The sequence below is a fragment of the Methylobacterium sp. NPDC080182 genome, from assembly GCF_050281105.1.
Classification (GTDB): domain Bacteria; phylum Pseudomonadota; class Alphaproteobacteria; order Rhizobiales; family Beijerinckiaceae; genus Methylobacterium.
In genome coordinates, this window is sequence record NZ_JBNNWO010000001.1 from 389,356 (window position 1) to 405,100 (window position 15,745).

General features: G+C 73.6%; 19 protein-coding genes. 10 read left to right on the top strand and 9 right to left on the bottom strand.

The window, feature by feature from the left end; translation table 11 throughout:
- The first annotated feature begins 40 nt into the window (after window positions 1-40).
- Both dapF and mtaB read left to right on the top strand, forming a co-directional pair.
- Entirely contained in the window at window positions 41-928 is an 888-nt protein-coding gene (gene dapF, locus ACQKQD_RS01950) for a diaminopimelate epimerase (RefSeq protein ID WP_205833818.1), read from the top strand.
- Complete coding sequence (gene mtaB / locus ACQKQD_RS01955; RefSeq protein ID WP_427507345.1) at window positions 928-2,154, top strand: tRNA (N(6)-L-threonylcarbamoyladenosine(37)-C(2))-methylthiotransferase MtaB; 1,227 nt, start codon at window positions 928-930, stop codon at window positions 2,152-2,154. The genes dapF and mtaB overlap by 1 nt, the downstream gene beginning before the upstream one ends.
- A gap of 182 nt (window positions 2,155-2,336) precedes the next feature.
- On the opposite strand, the gene ACQKQD_RS01960 is transcribed toward mtaB, so the two are convergent.
- The gene (locus ACQKQD_RS01960; protein WP_091679246.1) at window positions 2,337-3,011 is read right to left on the bottom strand and encodes an RluA family pseudouridine synthase; all 675 of its coding nucleotides are present in this window, start codon (window positions 3,009-3,011) and stop codon (window positions 2,337-2,339) included.
- Between the two features lie 57 nt (window positions 3,012-3,068).
- Between ACQKQD_RS01960 and ftsY the strand changes: the two genes are divergently transcribed.
- Together ftsY and ACQKQD_RS01970 are read left to right on the top strand one after the other, a co-directional pair.
- A complete protein-coding gene (ftsY, locus tag ACQKQD_RS01965) occupies window positions 3,069-4,469 on the top strand; it encodes a signal recognition particle-docking protein FtsY (protein ID WP_427507346.1) in 1,401 nt (466 codons plus the stop codon).
- A gap of 131 nt (window positions 4,470-4,600) precedes the next feature.
- On the top strand, window positions 4,601-5,215 hold the full coding sequence (locus ACQKQD_RS01970; protein ID WP_091679240.1) for a septation protein A: 615 nt from the start codon (window positions 4,601-4,603) through the stop codon (window positions 5,213-5,215).
- Window positions 5,216-5,218: 3 nt separating this feature from the next.
- Here the strand turns inward: ACQKQD_RS01970 and ACQKQD_RS01975 are convergent, their stop codons facing one another.
- The 3 genes from ACQKQD_RS01975 to ACQKQD_RS01985 are packed head-to-tail and all read right to left on the bottom strand — an operon-like array spanning window position 5,219 to window position 6,781.
- Entirely contained in the window at window positions 5,219-5,833 is a 615-nt protein-coding gene (locus ACQKQD_RS01975) for a DsbE family thiol:disulfide interchange protein (RefSeq protein ID WP_427507347.1), read from the bottom strand.
- Entirely contained in the window at window positions 5,830-5,973 is a 144-nt protein-coding gene (ccmD, locus tag ACQKQD_RS01980; protein WP_020090708.1) for a heme exporter protein CcmD, read from the bottom strand. Before ccmD ends, ACQKQD_RS01975 begins: the two co-directional genes overlap by 4 nt.
- 10 nt (window positions 5,974-5,983) lie before the next feature.
- Entirely contained in the window at window positions 5,984-6,781 is a 798-nt protein-coding gene (locus tag ACQKQD_RS01985; protein WP_026604551.1) for a heme ABC transporter permease, read from the bottom strand.
- Window positions 6,782-7,186: 405 nt separating this feature from the next.
- Here ACQKQD_RS01985 and ACQKQD_RS01990 point away from each other — a divergent pair, with 405 nt between their 5' ends.
- Together ACQKQD_RS01990 and ACQKQD_RS01995 are read left to right on the top strand one after the other, a co-directional pair.
- The gene (locus ACQKQD_RS01990) at window positions 7,187-7,861 is read left to right on the top strand and encodes a hypothetical protein (RefSeq protein WP_056531636.1); all 675 of its coding nucleotides are present in this window, start codon (window positions 7,187-7,189) and stop codon (window positions 7,859-7,861) included.
- Window positions 7,862-7,893: 32 nt separating this feature from the next.
- Window positions 7,894-8,205, top strand: a complete 312-nt coding sequence (locus ACQKQD_RS01995; RefSeq protein WP_020090705.1) for a hypothetical protein — start codon at window positions 7,894-7,896, stop codon at window positions 8,203-8,205.
- A gap of 9 nt (window positions 8,206-8,214) precedes the next feature.
- Here the strand turns inward: ACQKQD_RS01995 and ACQKQD_RS02000 are convergent, their stop codons facing one another.
- Window positions 8,215-8,973, bottom strand: coding sequence for a tRNA1(Val) (adenine(37)-N6)-methyltransferase (locus tag ACQKQD_RS02000; RefSeq protein ID WP_427507348.1), 759 nt, complete (start codon window positions 8,971-8,973; stop codon window positions 8,215-8,217).
- Window positions 8,970-9,194, bottom strand: coding sequence for a DUF2007 domain-containing protein (locus tag ACQKQD_RS02005; protein ID WP_026604550.1), 225 nt, complete (start codon window positions 9,192-9,194; stop codon window positions 8,970-8,972). Before ACQKQD_RS02005 ends, ACQKQD_RS02000 begins: the two co-directional genes overlap by 4 nt.
- A 168-nt stretch (window positions 9,195-9,362) precedes the next feature.
- Here ACQKQD_RS02005 and ACQKQD_RS02010 point away from each other — a divergent pair, with 168 nt between their 5' ends.
- The gene (locus tag ACQKQD_RS02010; protein WP_091679233.1) at window positions 9,363-10,382 is read left to right on the top strand and encodes a polyprenyl synthetase family protein; all 1,020 of its coding nucleotides are present in this window, start codon (window positions 9,363-9,365) and stop codon (window positions 10,380-10,382) included.
- 68 nt (window positions 10,383-10,450) lie between these two features.
- On the opposite strand, the gene ACQKQD_RS02015 is transcribed toward ACQKQD_RS02010, so the two are convergent.
- The gene (locus ACQKQD_RS02015; RefSeq protein WP_427507349.1) at window positions 10,451-10,879 is read right to left on the bottom strand and encodes a MarR family winged helix-turn-helix transcriptional regulator; all 429 of its coding nucleotides are present in this window, start codon (window positions 10,877-10,879) and stop codon (window positions 10,451-10,453) included.
- A 136-nt stretch (window positions 10,880-11,015) separates the two neighbouring features.
- Here ACQKQD_RS02015 and ACQKQD_RS02020 point away from each other — a divergent pair, with 136 nt between their 5' ends.
- Both ACQKQD_RS02020 and ACQKQD_RS02025 read left to right on the top strand, forming a co-directional pair.
- Window positions 11,016-12,833 carry a chloride channel protein gene (locus tag ACQKQD_RS02020; RefSeq protein ID WP_427507350.1) on the top strand — a complete coding sequence of 606 codons (1,818 nt, stop codon included), beginning with the start codon at window positions 11,016-11,018 and terminating at the stop codon, window positions 12,831-12,833.
- The gene (locus ACQKQD_RS02025; protein WP_427507351.1) at window positions 12,830-13,309 is read left to right on the top strand and encodes a hypothetical protein; all 480 of its coding nucleotides are present in this window, start codon (window positions 12,830-12,832) and stop codon (window positions 13,307-13,309) included. Before ACQKQD_RS02020 ends, ACQKQD_RS02025 begins: the two co-directional genes overlap by 4 nt.
- A 19-nt stretch (window positions 13,310-13,328) precedes the next feature.
- Here the strand turns inward: ACQKQD_RS02025 and ACQKQD_RS02030 are convergent, their stop codons facing one another.
- Window positions 13,329-14,201, bottom strand: a complete 873-nt coding sequence (locus tag ACQKQD_RS02030; protein ID WP_427507352.1) for a 4-(cytidine 5'-diphospho)-2-C-methyl-D-erythritol kinase — start codon at window positions 14,199-14,201, stop codon at window positions 13,329-13,331.
- Window positions 14,202-14,267: 66 nt separating this feature from the next.
- Window positions 14,268-14,549, bottom strand: coding sequence for a hypothetical protein (locus ACQKQD_RS02035; protein WP_427507353.1), 282 nt, complete (start codon window positions 14,547-14,549; stop codon window positions 14,268-14,270).
- On the opposite strand from ACQKQD_RS02035, the gene ACQKQD_RS02040 reads away from it, so the two are divergent.
- The gene (locus ACQKQD_RS02040; RefSeq protein WP_427507354.1) at window positions 14,548-15,690 is read left to right on the top strand and encodes an aminotransferase class V-fold PLP-dependent enzyme; all 1,143 of its coding nucleotides are present in this window, start codon (window positions 14,548-14,550) and stop codon (window positions 15,688-15,690) included. The two genes, ACQKQD_RS02035 and ACQKQD_RS02040, sit on opposite strands and share 2 nt — an antisense overlap.
- Window positions 15,691-15,745: the final 55 nt, after the last annotated feature.

Genomic DNA, 15,745 nt, shown 5'->3' on the forward strand with positions numbered 1-15,745 from the left:
TTGCGATATAGCCCGCGCCTTCCTCCAACCGCGGGACCGCATGAGCGCACTCGCCCACAGACGCTTCCTGAAGATGCACGGCGCCGGCAACGCGATCGTGGTGCTGGACCTGCGCGGCTCCGCGGCGAAAGTCCGGCCCGAGGAGGCGCGGGCGATCGCCCAGGATCCCGGCTCGACCTTCGATCAGCTGATGGTCCTGCACGATCCCGTGAGCCCGGGCACGGACGCGTTCATGCGCATCTACAACACCGACGGTTCGGAATCGGGCGCCTGCGGCAACGGCACGCGCTGCGTCGCCTACGCGATGCTCGACGACCCGGCCATGGCGCGGCCGGCCGAGGGCGGCCGGCTCACCCTGGAGACCAAGGCCGGCCTGCTCGGAGTGCGCCGCGTCTCGGAGCGCGCCTTCACGGTCGATATGGGCCGGCCGCGGCTCGCCTGGGACGAGATCCCCCTGTCCGAGCCGTTCCCCGACACCCGGCGGATCGAGCTGCAGATCGGCCCGATCGACGACCCGATCCTGCACTCGCCGGGCGCCGTGAACATGGGCAACCCGCACGCGGTGTTCTTCGTGGAGCAGGATCCGGACAGCTTCGACCTCGCCCGGATCGGCCCGATGCTGGAGAACCACCCGCTGTTCCCGGAGCGCGCCAACATCTCGGTGGCGCAGGTGACGGGCCGCGAGGCGATCAAGCTCCGCGTCTGGGAGCGGGGGGCCGGGCTGACGCTCGCCTGTGGCACCGCCGCCTGCGCCACCGTGGTGGCCGCCTCGCGCCTGCGGATGATCGGCCGACAGGCCAGCGTCGCGCTGCCGGGCGGCGAGCTGTTCGTCGAGTGGCGCGCCGACGACCACGTCCTGATGACCGGTCCGGTCGCGCTCGTCGCCGAGGGGACCCTGGCGCCGGAGCTGTTCGACAGCGCGGCCTGATGGCGGTCGAGACCCTCACCTTCGGCTGCCGCCTCAACACCGTCGAGTCCGAGGCCCTGAGGGCCCACGCGGCTGCGGACGGGCGCGACCGCGTGGTGGTGAACACCTGCGCGGTGACCGCCGAGGCCGGGCGGCAGGCCCGCAAGGCGATCCGGCGCATCGCCCGGGAGCGGCCCGCCGCCGAGATCGTCGTCACCGGCTGCGGCGCCGAGGTCGAGACGGAGGCCTACGCGGCCATGCCGGAGGTCGCGCGCCTCGTCGGCAACGCCGAGAAGCTGCGGCCGGAGGGCTGGTCTGCGGCCGCGACCGGTCCGGGCGCCGTCATGGCGGCGCGAACGGCCGAGCCGACGCGGGTCGAGGCGGTCGCCGGGCACACCCGTGCCTTCGTGCCCGTGCAGAACGGCTGCGACCACCGCTGCACCTTCTGCGTGATCCCGTTCGGGCGGGGCGTCTCCCGCTCGGTGCCGGAGGCGGACGTGATCGCGCAGGTCGAGACCCTCGTGGCCCGGGGCGGGCGCGAGGTGGTGCTGACCGGCGTCGACCTCACCGCCTACGGCCGCGACCTCGCCGGCCCGGCCCCGACCCTCGGCGGTCTCGTGCGGGCGATCCTCCGGGCGGTGCCCGACCTCGCGCGCCTGCGCCTCTCCTCGATCGATTCTGTCGAGGCCGACGACGCCCTGATGGCGGCGATCGCCGAGGAGGAGCGGCTCATGCCGCACCTGCACCTGTCGCTGCAGGCCGGCGACGACCTGATCCTCAAGCGCATGAAGCGCCGGCACCTGCGCGCCGACGCGATCCGCTTCTGCGAGACGGTGCGGCGGCTGCGACCCGACATCGTGCTCGGCGCCGACCTGATCGCGGGCTTCCCGACCGAGACGGAGGCGCAGTTCGCCCGCTCCCTCGACCTCGTGGCGGAATGCGGCCTGACGCACCTGCACGTCTTCCCCTATTCCCCACGTCCCGGCACGCCGGCCGCGCGCATGCCGCCGGTTGCGCCAGACGTGATCCGTGCGCGGGCGGCGCGGCTGCGCGAGGCGGGTGCGGGTGCCCTGCGGCGGCACCTCGACGCCCAGGTCGGCCGTCGCCTCACGGTGCTGGCGGAGCGCGGCGGCGTTGGGCGGAGTGTGGATTTCACGGCCGTGCGGCTGGCGGCCGATGAGGCGCCCGGGACGTTCCACAGCATCGCCATCGCGGGGCACGACGGGGCGCGGCTGATCGGCGCCTAGCGCCCGGTCTTCCTGGCCTGTGACGCTCCGTGCCGGCCCCGAAAGGACGGATGCGGTCCAGGCGCATGTTCAATCGTGCCCGCCGCCGTCTTTGCGAGCGGAGCGAAGCAATCCAGCGGCGCCAGGTCTCCCGATGTCGCGCTGCCCTGGGTCGCTTCGCTGCGCTCGCGATGATGCGAGGCTCACGCGCCCATCGTCGCCACGGCTTCGGCGATGTGCGGTGGGGGCGGCGCCGTCACCGTGATGGCCTCCCGTTTAGGATAAAGCGGGATCGACAGCGCCCGCGCGTGGAGGTGCAGCGCGCTCCCGCGGGGCGCGCCGCCGTAGACCGCGTCGCCCAGGATCGGCCAGCCGGAGGCGGCGCAGTGGACCCGGAGCTGGTGGGTCCGCCCGGTGACCGGCTTCAGCTCCAGCCACGTCCGCCCCCCGGCGCGGCCGAGCACCCGCCAGTGCGTCAATGACGGGTCGCCCGCGGGGTCGGCCTTCATCCACCACGAGCGCGGATCGTCCGAGCGGCGGGCCAGCGCCAGGTCGATGCTGCCTTCTTCCTCGGCGGGACCGCCGGCCACGATCGCCCAGTAGGTCTTGTCGACGGCGCTGCCGGAGAAGAGCTTTCCGAGCCGCGCCAGAGCCTTGGCGTGGCGGCCCAGCGCGAGGCAGCCGGAGGTGTCGCGGTCGAGCCGGTGCGCGGCCTCCGGCCGGCGGGGCAGGCCGAACCGGAGCGCGTCGAGGTGGTCGGTGAGCGTCTCGCCGCCGCGGGGGCCCGGATGGACCGGCAAACCCGCCGGCTTGTCGATGACGAGCAGCAGGGCATCGCGGTAGAGGAGGCGCGCGCCTATGTCGAAGGCGTTGGACATCCGGATCGGCTAGAGGGTCGGTGTCGGCGGGGCAAGGTGGGGCGAGGACGCGATTTCATGGCGAGCGAGGAGAAGCCCGGCTGGTTCGGACGCCTGTTCGGGCGCAAAGGCCAGCCCGCGCCCGAGGACAGAGCCGAGGATCAGGCCGAGGACAAGCCCGAGGCCGAGCTTCCGGCCGGGGCGGCCTCGCCCTCCGAGGGGGAGCCGGACTTCGCCACCGCCGCGGAAGATGTCTCCCACGTCCCGCTGCCGCCCGAGGAGACCGGGGAGCCGGTCCCGGACGCGGTCGAGGGTGCGGACCTGCTGCCCGTGGAGGGCGAGCCGGAGCGTCCGCCGGCCGGCACCGCCGGTGACGATCCCGCGCACGGCGCCGACCCGGTCGATACGGGTGATATGAACCGCGAGCCGGTGGTGGAGCCGGCTGCCGACGTGCAGCCCGAGATTCAACCCGATTCCCAGTCCGACATCCAGCCGGTCGACAGCGCCGCGGCCCTCGCGCACGACGCCGGCGCCGGACCGGACCGCGAGCCGGAGGCCAAGGGCTGGTGGAGCCGCCTCACCTCCGGGATGAAGCGGACCTCGTCGGCGCTGTCCGACCGGGTCACGGGCCTGTTCACCAAGCGCAAGCTCGACGCCACGACCCTTGAGGACTTGGAGGACGCCCTGATCCAGGCCGATTTCGGCCTGGAGACCGCGATGCGGGTCTCGGAGGCCGTTGGCAAGGGCCGCTACGAGAAGGGCATCTCGCCCGACGAGGTCCGGGCGATCCTGGCCGCGGAGGTGGAGCGGGCGCTGGAGCCCGTGGCGGTGCCGCTCGCCATCGACGCGAGCCGGAAGCCGTACGTGATCCTGACCGTCGGCGTGAACGGCGCCGGCAAGACCACGACGCTCGGCAAGCTCGCCTCGAAGCTCCGGGCGGAGGGGCGCACCGTGATGTTGGCGGCCGGCGACACGTTCCGGGCGGCGGCGATCGACCAGCTCAAGGTCTGGGGTGCGCGCACCGGCACGCCGGTGGTGAGCGGCGCGCAGGGGGCGGACGCGGCGGGCCTCGCCTTCGACGCCCTGAAGCAGGCGGGCGCCGCCGGCACCGACGTGCTGCTGATCGACACCGCCGGCCGGCTCCAGAACAAGGCCGGCCTGATGGCCGAGCTGGAGAAGATCGTCCGCGTCCTGCGCAAGCAGGACCCGGAGGCGCCGCACGCCACGCTCCTCGTCCTCGACGCCACGGTCGGCCAGAACGCGCTCAGCCAAGTGGAGCTGTTCTCGCAGGCCGCGCCGGTCTCGGGCCTGGTGATGACCAAGCTCGACGGCACCGCCCGGGGCGGCATCCTGGTGGCACTGGCGGCGAAGTTCGGCCTGCCGGTGCACTTCATCGGCGTCGGCGAGGGCGTGGAGGATCTGGAGCCCTTCGCGGCCCGCGACTTCGCCCGGGCGATCGCCGGGCTGGAGAAGGATTAGGCGGCAGCCGCTCGAAGGTCTCAGGTGCGCGATGTCATGGACATCGCGCGCTCCGCGTTCCACACACCCCGGCGAATCCCGTCCGACGCTCTCAGCCGACCGTGAGCGCCGCAGCCGAGCCAACCGAGCGTATGCAGATCGAATCCGTCCCCCCGCACCGCCACCTGCCGCCGCTCGTGAAGCTGGCGCTGGAACTCGGGCCGCTGGTGCTGTTCTTCCTCGGCAACGCCTATTCCGAGAAGTTCGGCGTCGCCCCGGACCAGAAGCTGTTCGTGGCCACGGGCGTGTTCATCGCGGCGACCGTGGTGGCTCTGGCGATCCACTACGTGATGGTGCGCCGCCTGCCGATCATGCCACTCGTGTCCGGCGTGGTGGTGGTTGTGTTCGGCGGCCTGACCCTGGCGCTGCAGGACAAGACCTTCATCATGGTCAAGCCGACCATCGTTAACGCCCTGTTCGGCACCGTGCTGCTCGGCGGCCTCGTGTTCGGGCGCTCGCTGCTGTCGGTGGTGCTCGACTCGATGTTCAGCCTGACCGACGAGGGCTGGCGGAAGCTCACCTTCCGCTGGGGCGTGTTCTTCTTCGTGCTGGCGGCGCTCAACGAGCTGGTCTGGCGGACCCAGACGGAGGATTTCTGGGTCAACTTCAAGGTGTTCGGCATCATGCCGATCACCGTGCTGTTCGCCCTCGCGCAGACGCCGCTGCTCACCCGCTACGAGCGCAAGAAGGCGCAGCCGGAGGCGTGACGCCTACTGCGCCGCCGCGACCTTGCCGGCCGCGCGGATGCGGGCGAGCACGCTGGAAAAATTCTCCGGCGTGAGGATGCCGACCAGCTTGTCGCGGATCACGCCGTCGGGCCCGATGATGAAGGTCTCGGGCACGCCGTAGACGCCGAAATCGATCGCCGCGCGGCCGCCGGCATCGGCTCCCACCGCGCTGAACGGCACGCCGTGCCGGGTCAGGAAGCGCTGGCCGGCCTCGGGGTTCGGCTCCTTGTAGTCGATCCCCACGAGCCGGATGCCGGGCTCCTTCGCCAGCCGCATCAGCATCGGGTGCTCCACCTGGCAGGGTGCGCACCACGAGGCGAAGACGTTGAGCACCGTGATCTGGCCCTTGAGGTCCGCGCTCGACAGGCCGGGCACGGGCGCGCCGTTGGCGGTCAGCCCCGGCACCGCGGGCAGGTCGAAGTGCGGGACCGGCTTGCCGATCATCGCGGAGGGGAGGGCGGCCGGGTCGGCGCCGGAGCGCAGGCGCAGGAACAGCACGGCGGCGAGCGCCGCGAAGACGAGCGCCGGCAGGATCAGCAGCAGCGAGCGGCGGACCGGCGGTGTCCGGCCGGCGGTGTCGTCGAGGGGCGCGCTCATCGCCGGTCCTCGCCGAAGCCCCTGAGGGCGCGCCGCTGCGCCCGTCGGTCGCGCAGGGCGTTGCCCACGAGGGCGACCATCACCACCGCCGTGAACGCGTAGGCGGCCAGGATGAAGCCGCCGTGAGACCCGAGATCCATCGCGGTCCTCCTAGACCGGCTGCCCGACCGGCATCGCGGCCGGTGTCGGGGTGAGGCGCGGCTGGGCGCGGTCGAGGCGCTCGGCCTCGCGGATCGTCAGCGTCCGCACCCGGCGGCGCATGATCTCGGTGCGCATCGCGTAGAGGTGCAGGGTCGTCCCGCCGAGGGTCGCGGCGGCGATCATGACCAGCAGCGGGTGGAGCATCGAGGGATCGATGGTGGAGCCGCCCATGCGCAGGATCGAGGCCGGCTGGTGAAGCGTCGACCACCAGTTCACCGAGAACTTGATGATCGGCAGGTTCACGGCGCCGACCAGCGTCAGGATCGCCACCGCGCGCGCGGCGCGGTTCGGATCCTCCAGGGTCCGCCACAGGGCGATGATGCCGCAGTAGATCAGCAGCAGGATCAGCATGGAGGTCAGGCGCGCGTCCCAGACCCAGTAGGTGCCCCACATGGGCTTGCCCCACAGCGAGCCGGTCACGAGGCAGATCAGCGTGAAGGCGGCCCCGATCGGCGCGGCCGCCCGCTGGGCGACGTCGGCCAGCGGGTGGCGCCAGACCAGGGTTCCGATCGCCGACACGCTCATCGCGCCGTAGAAGAACACGCCGAGCCACGCCGCCGGGACGTGGATGTACATGATCCGCACCGTCTCGCCCTGCTGGTAGTCGGGCGGCACCACGAAGAAGGTCTGGTACAGGCCCAGGGCCAGCACGCCGAGGGACAGGGCCGTCAGCCACGGCACGAGCGCCCCCGACCACCGCATGAAGTGGCTGGGGTTCGACAGGCGGGTCCAGAGGGAAGGCGTCATCGCGGCAGCTGTCTCGGACATCGTGGAAGCGGTCTAGCCTAGGGTGCGGTGCAGCAACAATGCGGGTCGGCGGCGCAGGCGGCGGGGGTGCCGCAGTGGCATCGTGCGCCGGGCCGGACTCCGTCGGGCCTTCGGATCCGAGAAGCTGCTGTACGACTGCGCCGACAACGAGCCGTCTTCCTGAGACATCCGCGACGCACGCGCTCTCCCGCACGGGAGCGGGGACCCGCGCCACGCCCGCACGTGTCCGACGATGACGCACGTCCGCGGCCGCGGCTTTTCGCGTCCGAGCCTTGCGCATCGCGGGCGGATTGCGCATATAGATGTGAACAAAAAGAGAACGAAAGAGCGTCCCCGATAAAAGCTGTGGACGACGCGACCTCACCCTGACGGACCGAGCGCCCCATGCGAACCGCCGACAAGCAGATCGCCGACATCCTCGTCCGCTACGGCGAGCCCTTCGGGGGCAACGTCTGGCGCGTCCAGGGGACCGCCGTCATCTACCACAAGACCCTGGAGCGCATCGCCGCCCAGGCCGGCATCGTGTTCGAGCCGCCGACCGTCATCCGGGCCGAGCGCGACGAGGCCGTGATCCTGGTGACCGGCCGGCTGCCCGGCGCGAAGCCCGGGACCGAGCGGGTCGAGTGGTCCATGGGCGAGGCGCTGGTCAACGTGAACTACCGCGTCTCGGGCAAGCAGGCGGCCTACGTCTACGCCATGGCCGAGAAGCGCGGGAAGGACCGCGTCATCCTCAAGCTCATCGAGCTGCACGGCCTCGTCTACTCCGAGGAGGAGGCCGACGAGTTCCGGGCCCATCAGGTCCCGGTCCGGGCCGTCGACGAGGATTTCGAGGAGGCGCCCGCCTTCGACGAGGTGACCGAGGCCGAGGGCGACCTCAAGCGCCGCATCGACGAGGCCGAGACCATCAACGCCGTCACCGACCTGATGCTGGACGGCGCCACCCAGGCCGTCCTGGCGACGATGCCGCCCGGCACCCGCGACGAGGTGCGCGACTACGCCAAGGCCCGCCTCGTGGCGCTGGGCTGGCCGAAGCGCGCCGGACGCCGCAGCGCCGCCTGATCCCGCTTCCACCCCCACCGAAGGAGACCGCCATGCATCGCGCGACGAGCCGCCGCACCATGAAGGCCCGCCGGGATTCCCACCACGGCTGGAGCATCGAGACCCTGTCGTACAGCCCGACGCGGATCGTCCGCCTCGGCGCCGAGAAGGTCGCGATCCTGTTCCCCCCGGTCGAGCCCGGCGCGGCCTGGCAGCTCTACCCGCATCCCGACACGTTCCCGGGGCTCAACTTCGAGGGGCTGCCCGAGCCGCTGCGTCCCGAATTCCTCGCCTTCCCGGACCTTCCGGAGGTCGAGCGGTTCCTCGGCATCCGCGACGCCGAGCCCGCCGCCCTCGCGGCGTGACGCGGGCGCTCAGGGGGCCGGCCACGGCGCGCCGCGATGGAGCGCCTCGGCCTCGTCGGTGAAAGTGCCGTCGGGGCTGTGCAGGACGAGGGGCGGCAGCAGGCTCGGCAAGGCGCGGCTGCCGCGGGTCGCCGCGACCAGCACGCGGATCGCGGGCACGTCGCCGCGGGGATGGACCGGGCGGATCGCCAGCCCGCCGTAGCGGCCCCGGAGCGCGTCGAGGCAGGCCGGGAGGGCGTCCGCCCGGTGGATGAGGCCCAGGCGCCCGCCGGGCCGCAGGATTGCCGTGCAGGCGCGGATCCAGGCGTCGAGATCGCCGCCCGCGAAGGTGTGGGCGGCGGCGCGGCCCGGATGCGGCGAGGCGCGGTGATCGCCGGCCGCGAAGAACGGCGGGTTGGTGAGCACGACGTCGAAACTGTCCGGCAGCAGACCGGCGGCGCGGCGTTCCGCCGCGGGGGCCAGCACGTCGGCGACCACGATCCGCGCGTCGATGCCGTTGAGGGCCGCGTTGGCGCGGGCCAGATCGGCGAGTGCCGGGTCGCGCTCGACCAGGGTCGGCCGGAGCCCCGGCGCCAGGGCCGCGCAGGCGAGGCCGACGGCGCCGGTCCCGGCGCCGACGTCGCAGAGCCGGTCCCCGGCCCGCGGCGCGAGCAGCTGGGCGAGCAGCACCGCGTCGGTCCCGGCGCGGTGCGCGCCCCGCGGCGGCTGATGCAGGCGCAGGCGGCCGCCGAGGAAGGGATCGGCGCCGCTGCCGGCCTCGGCGGTCACGGCTGGCGCAGCTCGTGGGCGATGCCGGCATCGGTCAGCAGGCGGCGGGCCTGGGCCTCGTGGTCGCGCGGCACGAGGAGGCGCTGGCCGAAGACGCCGATCGACCCCTCCATCAGGCTCATGTGACTGTCGGCCACGAGGACCGGGATCTCGGCCGCCTCGAGGACCGAGCGGGCGAACCCGATCAGCACGACGTCGTTGGCCCGGATCAGCTCGATCATCGCGGCGCGGCTCCGGAACGGGCGGGGATCGGCGGTTTCGTCGCGTGAGATCCGCGCTGGCGACACCCCATATCCGGCCGGCGACGATGTTGCGGCGCCGCGGGGCGCGTGCGAAGGGATCGCCCGCCCCCTGCGGGGCGACCGGTCTGGAGGTCACGGATCTTGGGTATGGCCCTCTCCATCGAGAATCCGAAGCCCGAGGCGGAGGCGGGGCTCAACGACCTCGTCGCGCTGGTGGCCGACGGCATGGCGCGGGTCAACACCACGATCCTGTCGCGGACGGGATCGGACGTGGCGATGATCCCCGAGGTCGCCAACCACCTGATCGCCTCCGGCGGCAAGCGCCTGCGCCCGATCCTGACGCTGGCCTGCGCCCGGCTCTGCGGCTACGCGGGCGCCGCCGACGGCGACGTGAAGCTCGCCGCCAGCGTCGAGTTCATGCACACCGCCACGCTCCTCCACGACGACGTGGTCGACGAGAGCGACATGCGGCGCGGCCGCGTCGCCGCCCGGATCAAGTGGGGCAACGAGGCCTCCGTGCTGGTCGGCGACTTCCTGCTCGGCCAGGCCTTCCGGATGATGGTGGAGGTCGGCTCGCTCAAGGCGCTCGACATCCTCTCGGCCGCCGCCACGGTGATCGCCGAGGGCGAGGTGATGCAGCTCACCAACGCCAAGAACCTGGAGACCGACGAGGCCGCCTACCTCGCGGTGATCCGCGGCAAGACCGCCGAGCTGTTCGCCGCCGCCTGCGAGGTTGGGCCGGTGCTCGCCGGGCGGCCCGAGGCCGAGCAGGCGGCCGCCCGGTCCTACGGGATGAATCTCGGCATCGCCTTCCAGCTGATCGACGACGTGCTCGACTACGGCGGCACCTCCGCGGAGCTCGGCAAGAACGTCGGCGACGATTTCCGCGAGGGCAAGATCACCTTGCCGATCGTGCTGGCCTATCGCCGCGCCAGCGAGGGCGAGCGCGGCTTCTGGCGGCGCACCCTGCAGCAGGGCGAGATCGGCGAGACCGACCTGGAGACCGCCCTCGACCTCCTGCAGCGCCACGGCGCCCTGGAGGAGACCGTGGCCCGCGCCCACCATTACGGCGCCGAGGCCCGGGCCGCCCTCGACATCTTCCCGGACGGGCCCGTCAAGGCGGCGCTCCTCGGGGCCGTCGAGTTCTGCGTGGCGCGGGCGCGCTGAGGGCGGGCGCCCTCGGCTCCCGCGTCGACGGCCACCGACCTCCGCCAGCTTGACGGCGCGCGTCGGCCTCACCGCGTCACGGGCCCGAGGGCCTCGGTGAGGGCGGGGGCGAGGTCGCGCAGCTCCGCGAGATGCGCGTCCGTGAGGGTCCGCAGCAGGGCCTCGGCGCGCGGCGTCAGCGACAGCTCGCTCCGCCGCCTGTCCTCGACGGCGCGGGTCTTGGTCAGCAGGCCGGCCTCGACCATGCGGGACACCAGCTCGGCCGCGCTGTGGGGGGCGATGAGCAGCTGCTCGGCCAGCAGGCCGACCGTGGCGGGCGCGCGCCCGACGTGGCCCGCGAGCGTCAGCAGCGCCTGATGCTGCTGCGGCGGCAGCCCCTCCCGGGCCGCGGCGGCCTCGCTGAACGCCAGGAAGCGGCGGAGACGGAATCGGAAATCCGCCAGCGCCGCGTACTGCTCCCGCGACAGCGCCGCCGTTCCGGGGGCATCGGCCTCCATGATCGCCTCCGTGGTGAATCGTCCGAGCCGCCGATGCTGCGTCGTATCGGCAGTCCTGTCCCGGCTGCAACGGTCGAGCCATTGTCGAATATATCGGATCACGACATAAGTGCCGCCGCGAGGAAAGGAGGCCCTGATGATCGGCGGGACTGGGAGCGGGAGCGGGGACGGTAGGCCGTCGCGGCGGGCGCTGGGAGATTTCAGCGCGGACCGGCGGGTCCTGACGCTGGCCGGCATGGCGGTCGTCACCGGGACCGCCGCCAGCGGCACCGCCTGGATCCTGCTCACGCTGATCGGCCTCGTGACCAACCTCGCGTGGTACGGCCGGCTCGACACCGACCTGACCTCCCTGGCCGGCGCGGCGCCGGGGCCCTGGATGGTGGCGATCCCGGTGATCGGGGCGCTGATCGTCGGCGCCATGGCGCGCTACGGCTCGGAGAAGATCCGCGGCCACGGGATCCCGGAGGCGATGGAGGCGATCCTGATCGGCAGCAGCCGGATGTCGCCCAAGGTCGCCGTGCTCAAGCCGCTCTCCTCGGCGGTGGCGATCGGCACCGGCGGCCCGTTCGGCGCCGAGGGGCCGATCATCGTGACGGGCGGCGCGGTCGGCTCGCTCTTCGCCCAGTTCTTCCATCTCAGCGCCGCCGAGCGGAAGACCCTGCTGGTGGCGGGCGCGGCGGCCGGCATGACCGCCATCTTCGGGACGCCCGTGGCGGCCGTGCTGCTCGCCGTGGAGGTCCTGCTGTTCGAGTGGCGGCCGCGCAGCCTCGTCCCGGTGACCGTCGGGGCGGTCACCGCGGCCTGCTGGCGGCCGGCCCTGTTCGGCGCCGGCCCGCTCTTCCCCTTCGCCGACAATCCGGTCCTGCCCTGGTGGGGGCTGCCCGCCTGCGCGCTGCTCGGGGTCGCCTGCGGCCTGATCTCGGGGGCGCTGACCCGGGCGCTCTACGCGCTGGAGGACGGTTTCGGGCGGCTTCCCCTCCACTGGATGTGGTGGCCCGCCCTCGGCGCCGTCGTGGTCGGGCTGGGCGGCCTCGTGGAGCCCCGGGCGCTCGGCGTCGGCTACGACGTCATCCACGACCTGCTCTCCGGCCACATGCTGGCGAACGCCGTCGTGCTGATCCTCGTGGTGAAGGCGGTGATCTGGCTCGCCGCCCTGTCGTCGGGCACGTCCGGAGGCGTGCTCGCGCCGCTGCTGATCCTCGGCGGCGCCGTCGGCTGGCTGATCGGCCTCCTCTTGCCGGGCGCCCACGGCTTCTGGGCGCTCATCGGCATGGCGGCGATGCTCGGCGGCACCCTGCCGGCGCCGCTGACCGGCGTCGTCTTCGCCGTCGAGGTGACCGGCAACGTCGCCGCCCTGGCGCCGCTGCTCGCCGCCACCATGGCGGCCTACGCGGTGACCGTGCTCCTCCTCAAGCGCTCGATCCTGACCGAGAAGATCGCCCGGCGCGGGCAGCACGTGACCCGGGAATACGGGATCGATCCCTACGAACTCGCCCGGGTCGAGGCGGTGATGACCCGCACGGTCGAGACCCTCGACGCGGACCTGCCCCTGGCCGACGCCCTCGCGGCGATCGAGATCGGTGCCCACCACGCCTATCCGGTGGTCGACGGCGCGGGCCGGCCCGTGGGTCTCGTCTCGCGCAGCGACGCCCTGCGCTGGACCCTGGAGGAGCGCGACGGCGAGGCCGAGGCGGGCACCCTCGGCGAGCGCGTCTCGGACGCAGATCTCGCCGTCGTCCATCCGGGCGACGTGGTCTCGCACGCCCTCGACGTGATGCTGTCGGCCGGGCAGGGGCGCCTGCCGGTCACCGATCCGCGCACCGGCGGCCTCGTCGGGCTCCTGACCCGAAAGGACCTGCTCCAGGTGCGCGCCACCGTAGTTCGGGCCGAAGCCGAGCGTCGCGCGTTCTACCGGAAGGGGCGGGGTGAGCGGCGCGCGCGGATGGAAGCATGACCCTGGACCTGCACCGTCCCGGCCGGACCACCCGCCTCGATCGGCTCGCGCCGGGCAGCGTCTACCTGATCGCCGGCCGGGACGGGCCGGATCTCGCCCTCGTCGTGCAGCGTGAGGGACGTCGGGAGGCCCTGCTGCTGAACCGCCGTCACGCGGTCGATGGCCACCTGCGGGTCGCGTCCGAGATCGCTCCCGAGGCCGACGTGCTGGCGCTGCCGGGGGCCGTCCTGGCGCCGAGCGGCGCCCTCGCGGACGTCGCCTACGGCGTCACCGCCGCTCCGGCCGCGCTCCACCTCGGCGACGGCCGGGCGTATCTGCGCGGACGCATCTCGGACGGCCGACTCGCGACCTTCGATGTCGGGACCGGTCGGGCCAGTGCGATCGATACCGGCGACCTGCCGCGGGCACGCGGCTGGCGCGTGATGGTGCCCGAGGGCCGCGGCGTCGTGACGGTGTACGAGGCGGAGCCCGGCTGAACGCCGCCCGCGGGCCGGGTCAGCGCAGGAAGGTCGGCGCCACCCACCATCCCGGATGGGCGGCGCGCAGGGCGGCGGCGGCCCGGACGGCCGCGCGCCGGTCGGCGAACAGCGCGAAAACGGTCGCGCCGGAGCCCGACATCCGCGCGAGGCGGCAGCCCTGGGCGCGGAGGGCCGCCAGCGCGTCGCCGATCACCGGCGCCACGGTCAGGGCCGGCGCCTCCAGATCGTTGCGGGCCCCGGCCAGGGCCCGGAGCAGCGGGTCGCTCGCCATGGCCCGCGGGATCGTCGGGTGCGGCGCGCCCGCGAGATCCTGGCCGACGCTCAGGTCCAGCGCCTTGAAGACCGGGGCGGTGGGCACCGGAACGCCGGGATTGATCAGCACCGCGGGCAGCGGTGCGAGGCCGAGGACCGGCCCGATCGCCTCGCCCGCGCCGCGCATCATCCGGGCCCGCGGGTCGAGGCAGACCGGCACGTCGGCGCCGGTCTCCCGCGCCACCGCGCCGACGGCCTCGTGGTCGAGGGGCAGCCCGTTGAGGCGCGCCAGCAGGCGCAGGGCCGCGGCGGCGTCGGAGGAGCCGCCGCCGATCCCCGCCGCGACCGGCAGGCGCTTCACCAAGTGGAAGGCGCCCACGCGCAGGTTCGGCACCCGCGCGGCGAGCCCCCGGGCGGCCCGGAGGACGAGGTTGTCGTCCGTCGGGCCGGCGGGGCCGGCGGTGGGGCCGCTGACGGTCAGGCTGAGCGGTGCCGCGGGATCCAGCGTCAGGCGGTCGGCCGTGCCCGCGAAGGCGACGAGGCTCTCGAGCACGTGGTAGCCGTCACCGACGCGGCGGCCGAGGACGTGGAGCGTCAGGTTGACCTTGGCGGGGGCGCGATCGGCGAGCAGGGTCACGGAGTCTCGGTCGGGTCGTGGCGATGTGTCCCGAGGCTCTACAGGCTCGCGGCCCGGAACAACAGCTCAGCTGCCGCCCCCGCCGAACACCCGGTGCGGCCGGTCGGGCCGGGCGTCGTTCGGGCGGATCACGGTCAGATCCTCGGTGAGGTCGACCAGCCCGTCGCGTCCCGCGAGGCTCGACAGGGCGCCGGAGCGTTGGAGCCCCAGGATGCGGTGGTCCGCCAGGGGGCACGCCGCCGCCGATCCGCGCGGACCGCGACGCGCCGGCCTGCGGCCTGGGCGCCGCGCGATGGAGTCCGGGCCGTGGTGCCGGCGGATCCGATCCTCTAGGCTGTCGCGCATCATGGCGTTCACCGAATCCGTCGCCGCGGCGCTCCCGTGCCAGCGCCATCTCTTCGAGATGCCCGCCGACGTCAGCTACCTCGACGCCGCCGCCTGGTCGCCGCTGCCGCGGGCCGTGCGCGCGGCGGGCGAGGCGGGGATCCAGTTCAAGAGCCGTCCCTGGGACCATCCCCGCACGGCGGTCCCGCCCTGGGCCGAGCGGGCGCGCGCTGCGGCCGCCCGGCTGATCGGCGCCGGCGCGGACGAGATCGCGATCGTCGGCGCGGTCAGCCACGCCATGGCGGTGGCCGCCCGCAACCTGACCCTGAGGCCGGGCGGGCGCCTGCTCCGCGTAGCCGACGAGTTCCCGTCTCTGCGCTTCGCCTTCGATCGGCTGGTCGACCGGCAGGGTCTGGTGGTGGAGGAGGTGCCGCGCCCCCCGGACGGCGACTGGACCGCGGCGGTCGCGGCCGCGATCGACCGGCCGGGCGCCCCGCCGCTCGCCCTCGCCACCCTGACCCCGCTGCACTGGACCGACGGCAGCCTGATCGACCTCGACCGGCTCGCTCCCTCGGTCCACGCCGCCGGCGCGGCCCTGGTGATCGACGCCACGCAGGCCGTGGGCGCCGTGCCGGTCGACGTCGCCCGGTGGCGCCCGGACTTTCTGGCCTTCCCGACCTACAAGTGGGCTCTCGGACCGTACGGTCTCGCCTTCCTGTACGCAGCGCCGCACCGGCAGGACGGGGCGGCCATCGAGGAGAATATCGGGAACCGCCCGCCGGCCGCCGGTGCCCGCCGCTACGACCGGGGCGAGCTCAACGATCCGGTCGCGCTGTTCATGGCCGTGACCGGGCTGGAGCAGATCGCCGAATGGGGCGTGCCGGCCGTCGCCGCCCGGTTGCGCCGGCTGACGGACCGCTTGGCGGACGGGGCCGCCGGCCTCGGCCTGGCGCCGTTGCCGGCTTCCCTGCGGGCGCCGCACATCCTCGGTCTGCGGCCGCCCGCGGGTCTGCCGACGGGCCTCGTCGATCGCCTGCAGCGGGACCGGGTCTACGTGAGCGAGCGCTCCGGCGCGCTGCGCATCAGCCCGCACGTCTGGGCGGACGAGGACGACCTCGCGCGCTGCCTTGCCGCACTGTCCGGAGCCTTCCGGGGGATCACCTGAGACGGTCCGGAAACGGACGCTCCGGCATGAGCCCCGGGCCGGGAGCGAGTCGCGA

Excerpts from the sequence above, each read along its gene's own strand:
- dapF (WP_205833818.1), top strand. The coding sequence starts at position 41 with ATGAGCGCACTCGCCCACAGACGCTTCCTGAAGATGCACGGCGCCGGC.
- mtaB (WP_427507345.1), top strand. The coding sequence starts at position 928 with ATGGCGGTCGAGACCCTCACCTTCGGCTGCCGCCTCAACACCGTCGAG.
- ACQKQD_RS01960 (WP_091679246.1), bottom strand. The coding sequence starts at position 3,011 with ATGTCCAACGCCTTCGACATAGGCGCGCGCCTCCTCTACCGCGATGCC.
- ftsY (WP_427507346.1), top strand. The coding sequence starts at position 3,069 with ATGGCGAGCGAGGAGAAGCCCGGCTGGTTCGGACGCCTGTTCGGGCGC.
- ACQKQD_RS01970 (WP_091679240.1), top strand. The coding sequence starts at position 4,601 with ATGCAGATCGAATCCGTCCCCCCGCACCGCCACCTGCCGCCGCTCGTG.
- ACQKQD_RS01975 (WP_427507347.1), bottom strand. The coding sequence starts at position 5,833 with ATGAGCGCGCCCCTCGACGACACCGCCGGCCGGACACCGCCGGTCCGC.
- ccmD (WP_020090708.1), bottom strand. The coding sequence starts at position 5,973 with ATGGATCTCGGGTCTCACGGCGGCTTCATCCTGGCCGCCTACGCGTTC.
- ACQKQD_RS01985 (WP_026604551.1), bottom strand. The coding sequence starts at position 6,781 with ATGACGCCTTCCCTCTGGACCCGCCTGTCGAACCCCAGCCACTTCATG.
- ACQKQD_RS01990 (WP_056531636.1), top strand. The coding sequence starts at position 7,187 with ATGCGAACCGCCGACAAGCAGATCGCCGACATCCTCGTCCGCTACGGC.
- ACQKQD_RS01995 (WP_020090705.1), top strand. The coding sequence starts at position 7,894 with ATGCATCGCGCGACGAGCCGCCGCACCATGAAGGCCCGCCGGGATTCC.
- ACQKQD_RS02005 (WP_026604550.1), bottom strand. The coding sequence starts at position 9,194 with ATGATCGAGCTGATCCGGGCCAACGACGTCGTGCTGATCGGGTTCGCC.
- ACQKQD_RS02010 (WP_091679233.1), top strand. The coding sequence starts at position 9,363 with ATGGCCCTCTCCATCGAGAATCCGAAGCCCGAGGCGGAGGCGGGGCTC.
- ACQKQD_RS02015 (WP_427507349.1), bottom strand. The coding sequence starts at position 10,879 with ATGGAGGCCGATGCCCCCGGAACGGCGGCGCTGTCGCGGGAGCAGTAC.
- ACQKQD_RS02020 (WP_427507350.1), top strand. The coding sequence starts at position 11,016 with ATGATCGGCGGGACTGGGAGCGGGAGCGGGGACGGTAGGCCGTCGCGG.
- ACQKQD_RS02025 (WP_427507351.1), top strand. The coding sequence starts at position 12,830 with ATGACCCTGGACCTGCACCGTCCCGGCCGGACCACCCGCCTCGATCGG.
- ACQKQD_RS02040 (WP_427507354.1), top strand. The coding sequence starts at position 14,548 with ATGGCGTTCACCGAATCCGTCGCCGCGGCGCTCCCGTGCCAGCGCCAT.
- ACQKQD_RS02035 (WP_427507353.1), bottom strand. The coding sequence starts at position 14,549 with ATGATGCGCGACAGCCTAGAGGATCGGATCCGCCGGCACCACGGCCCG.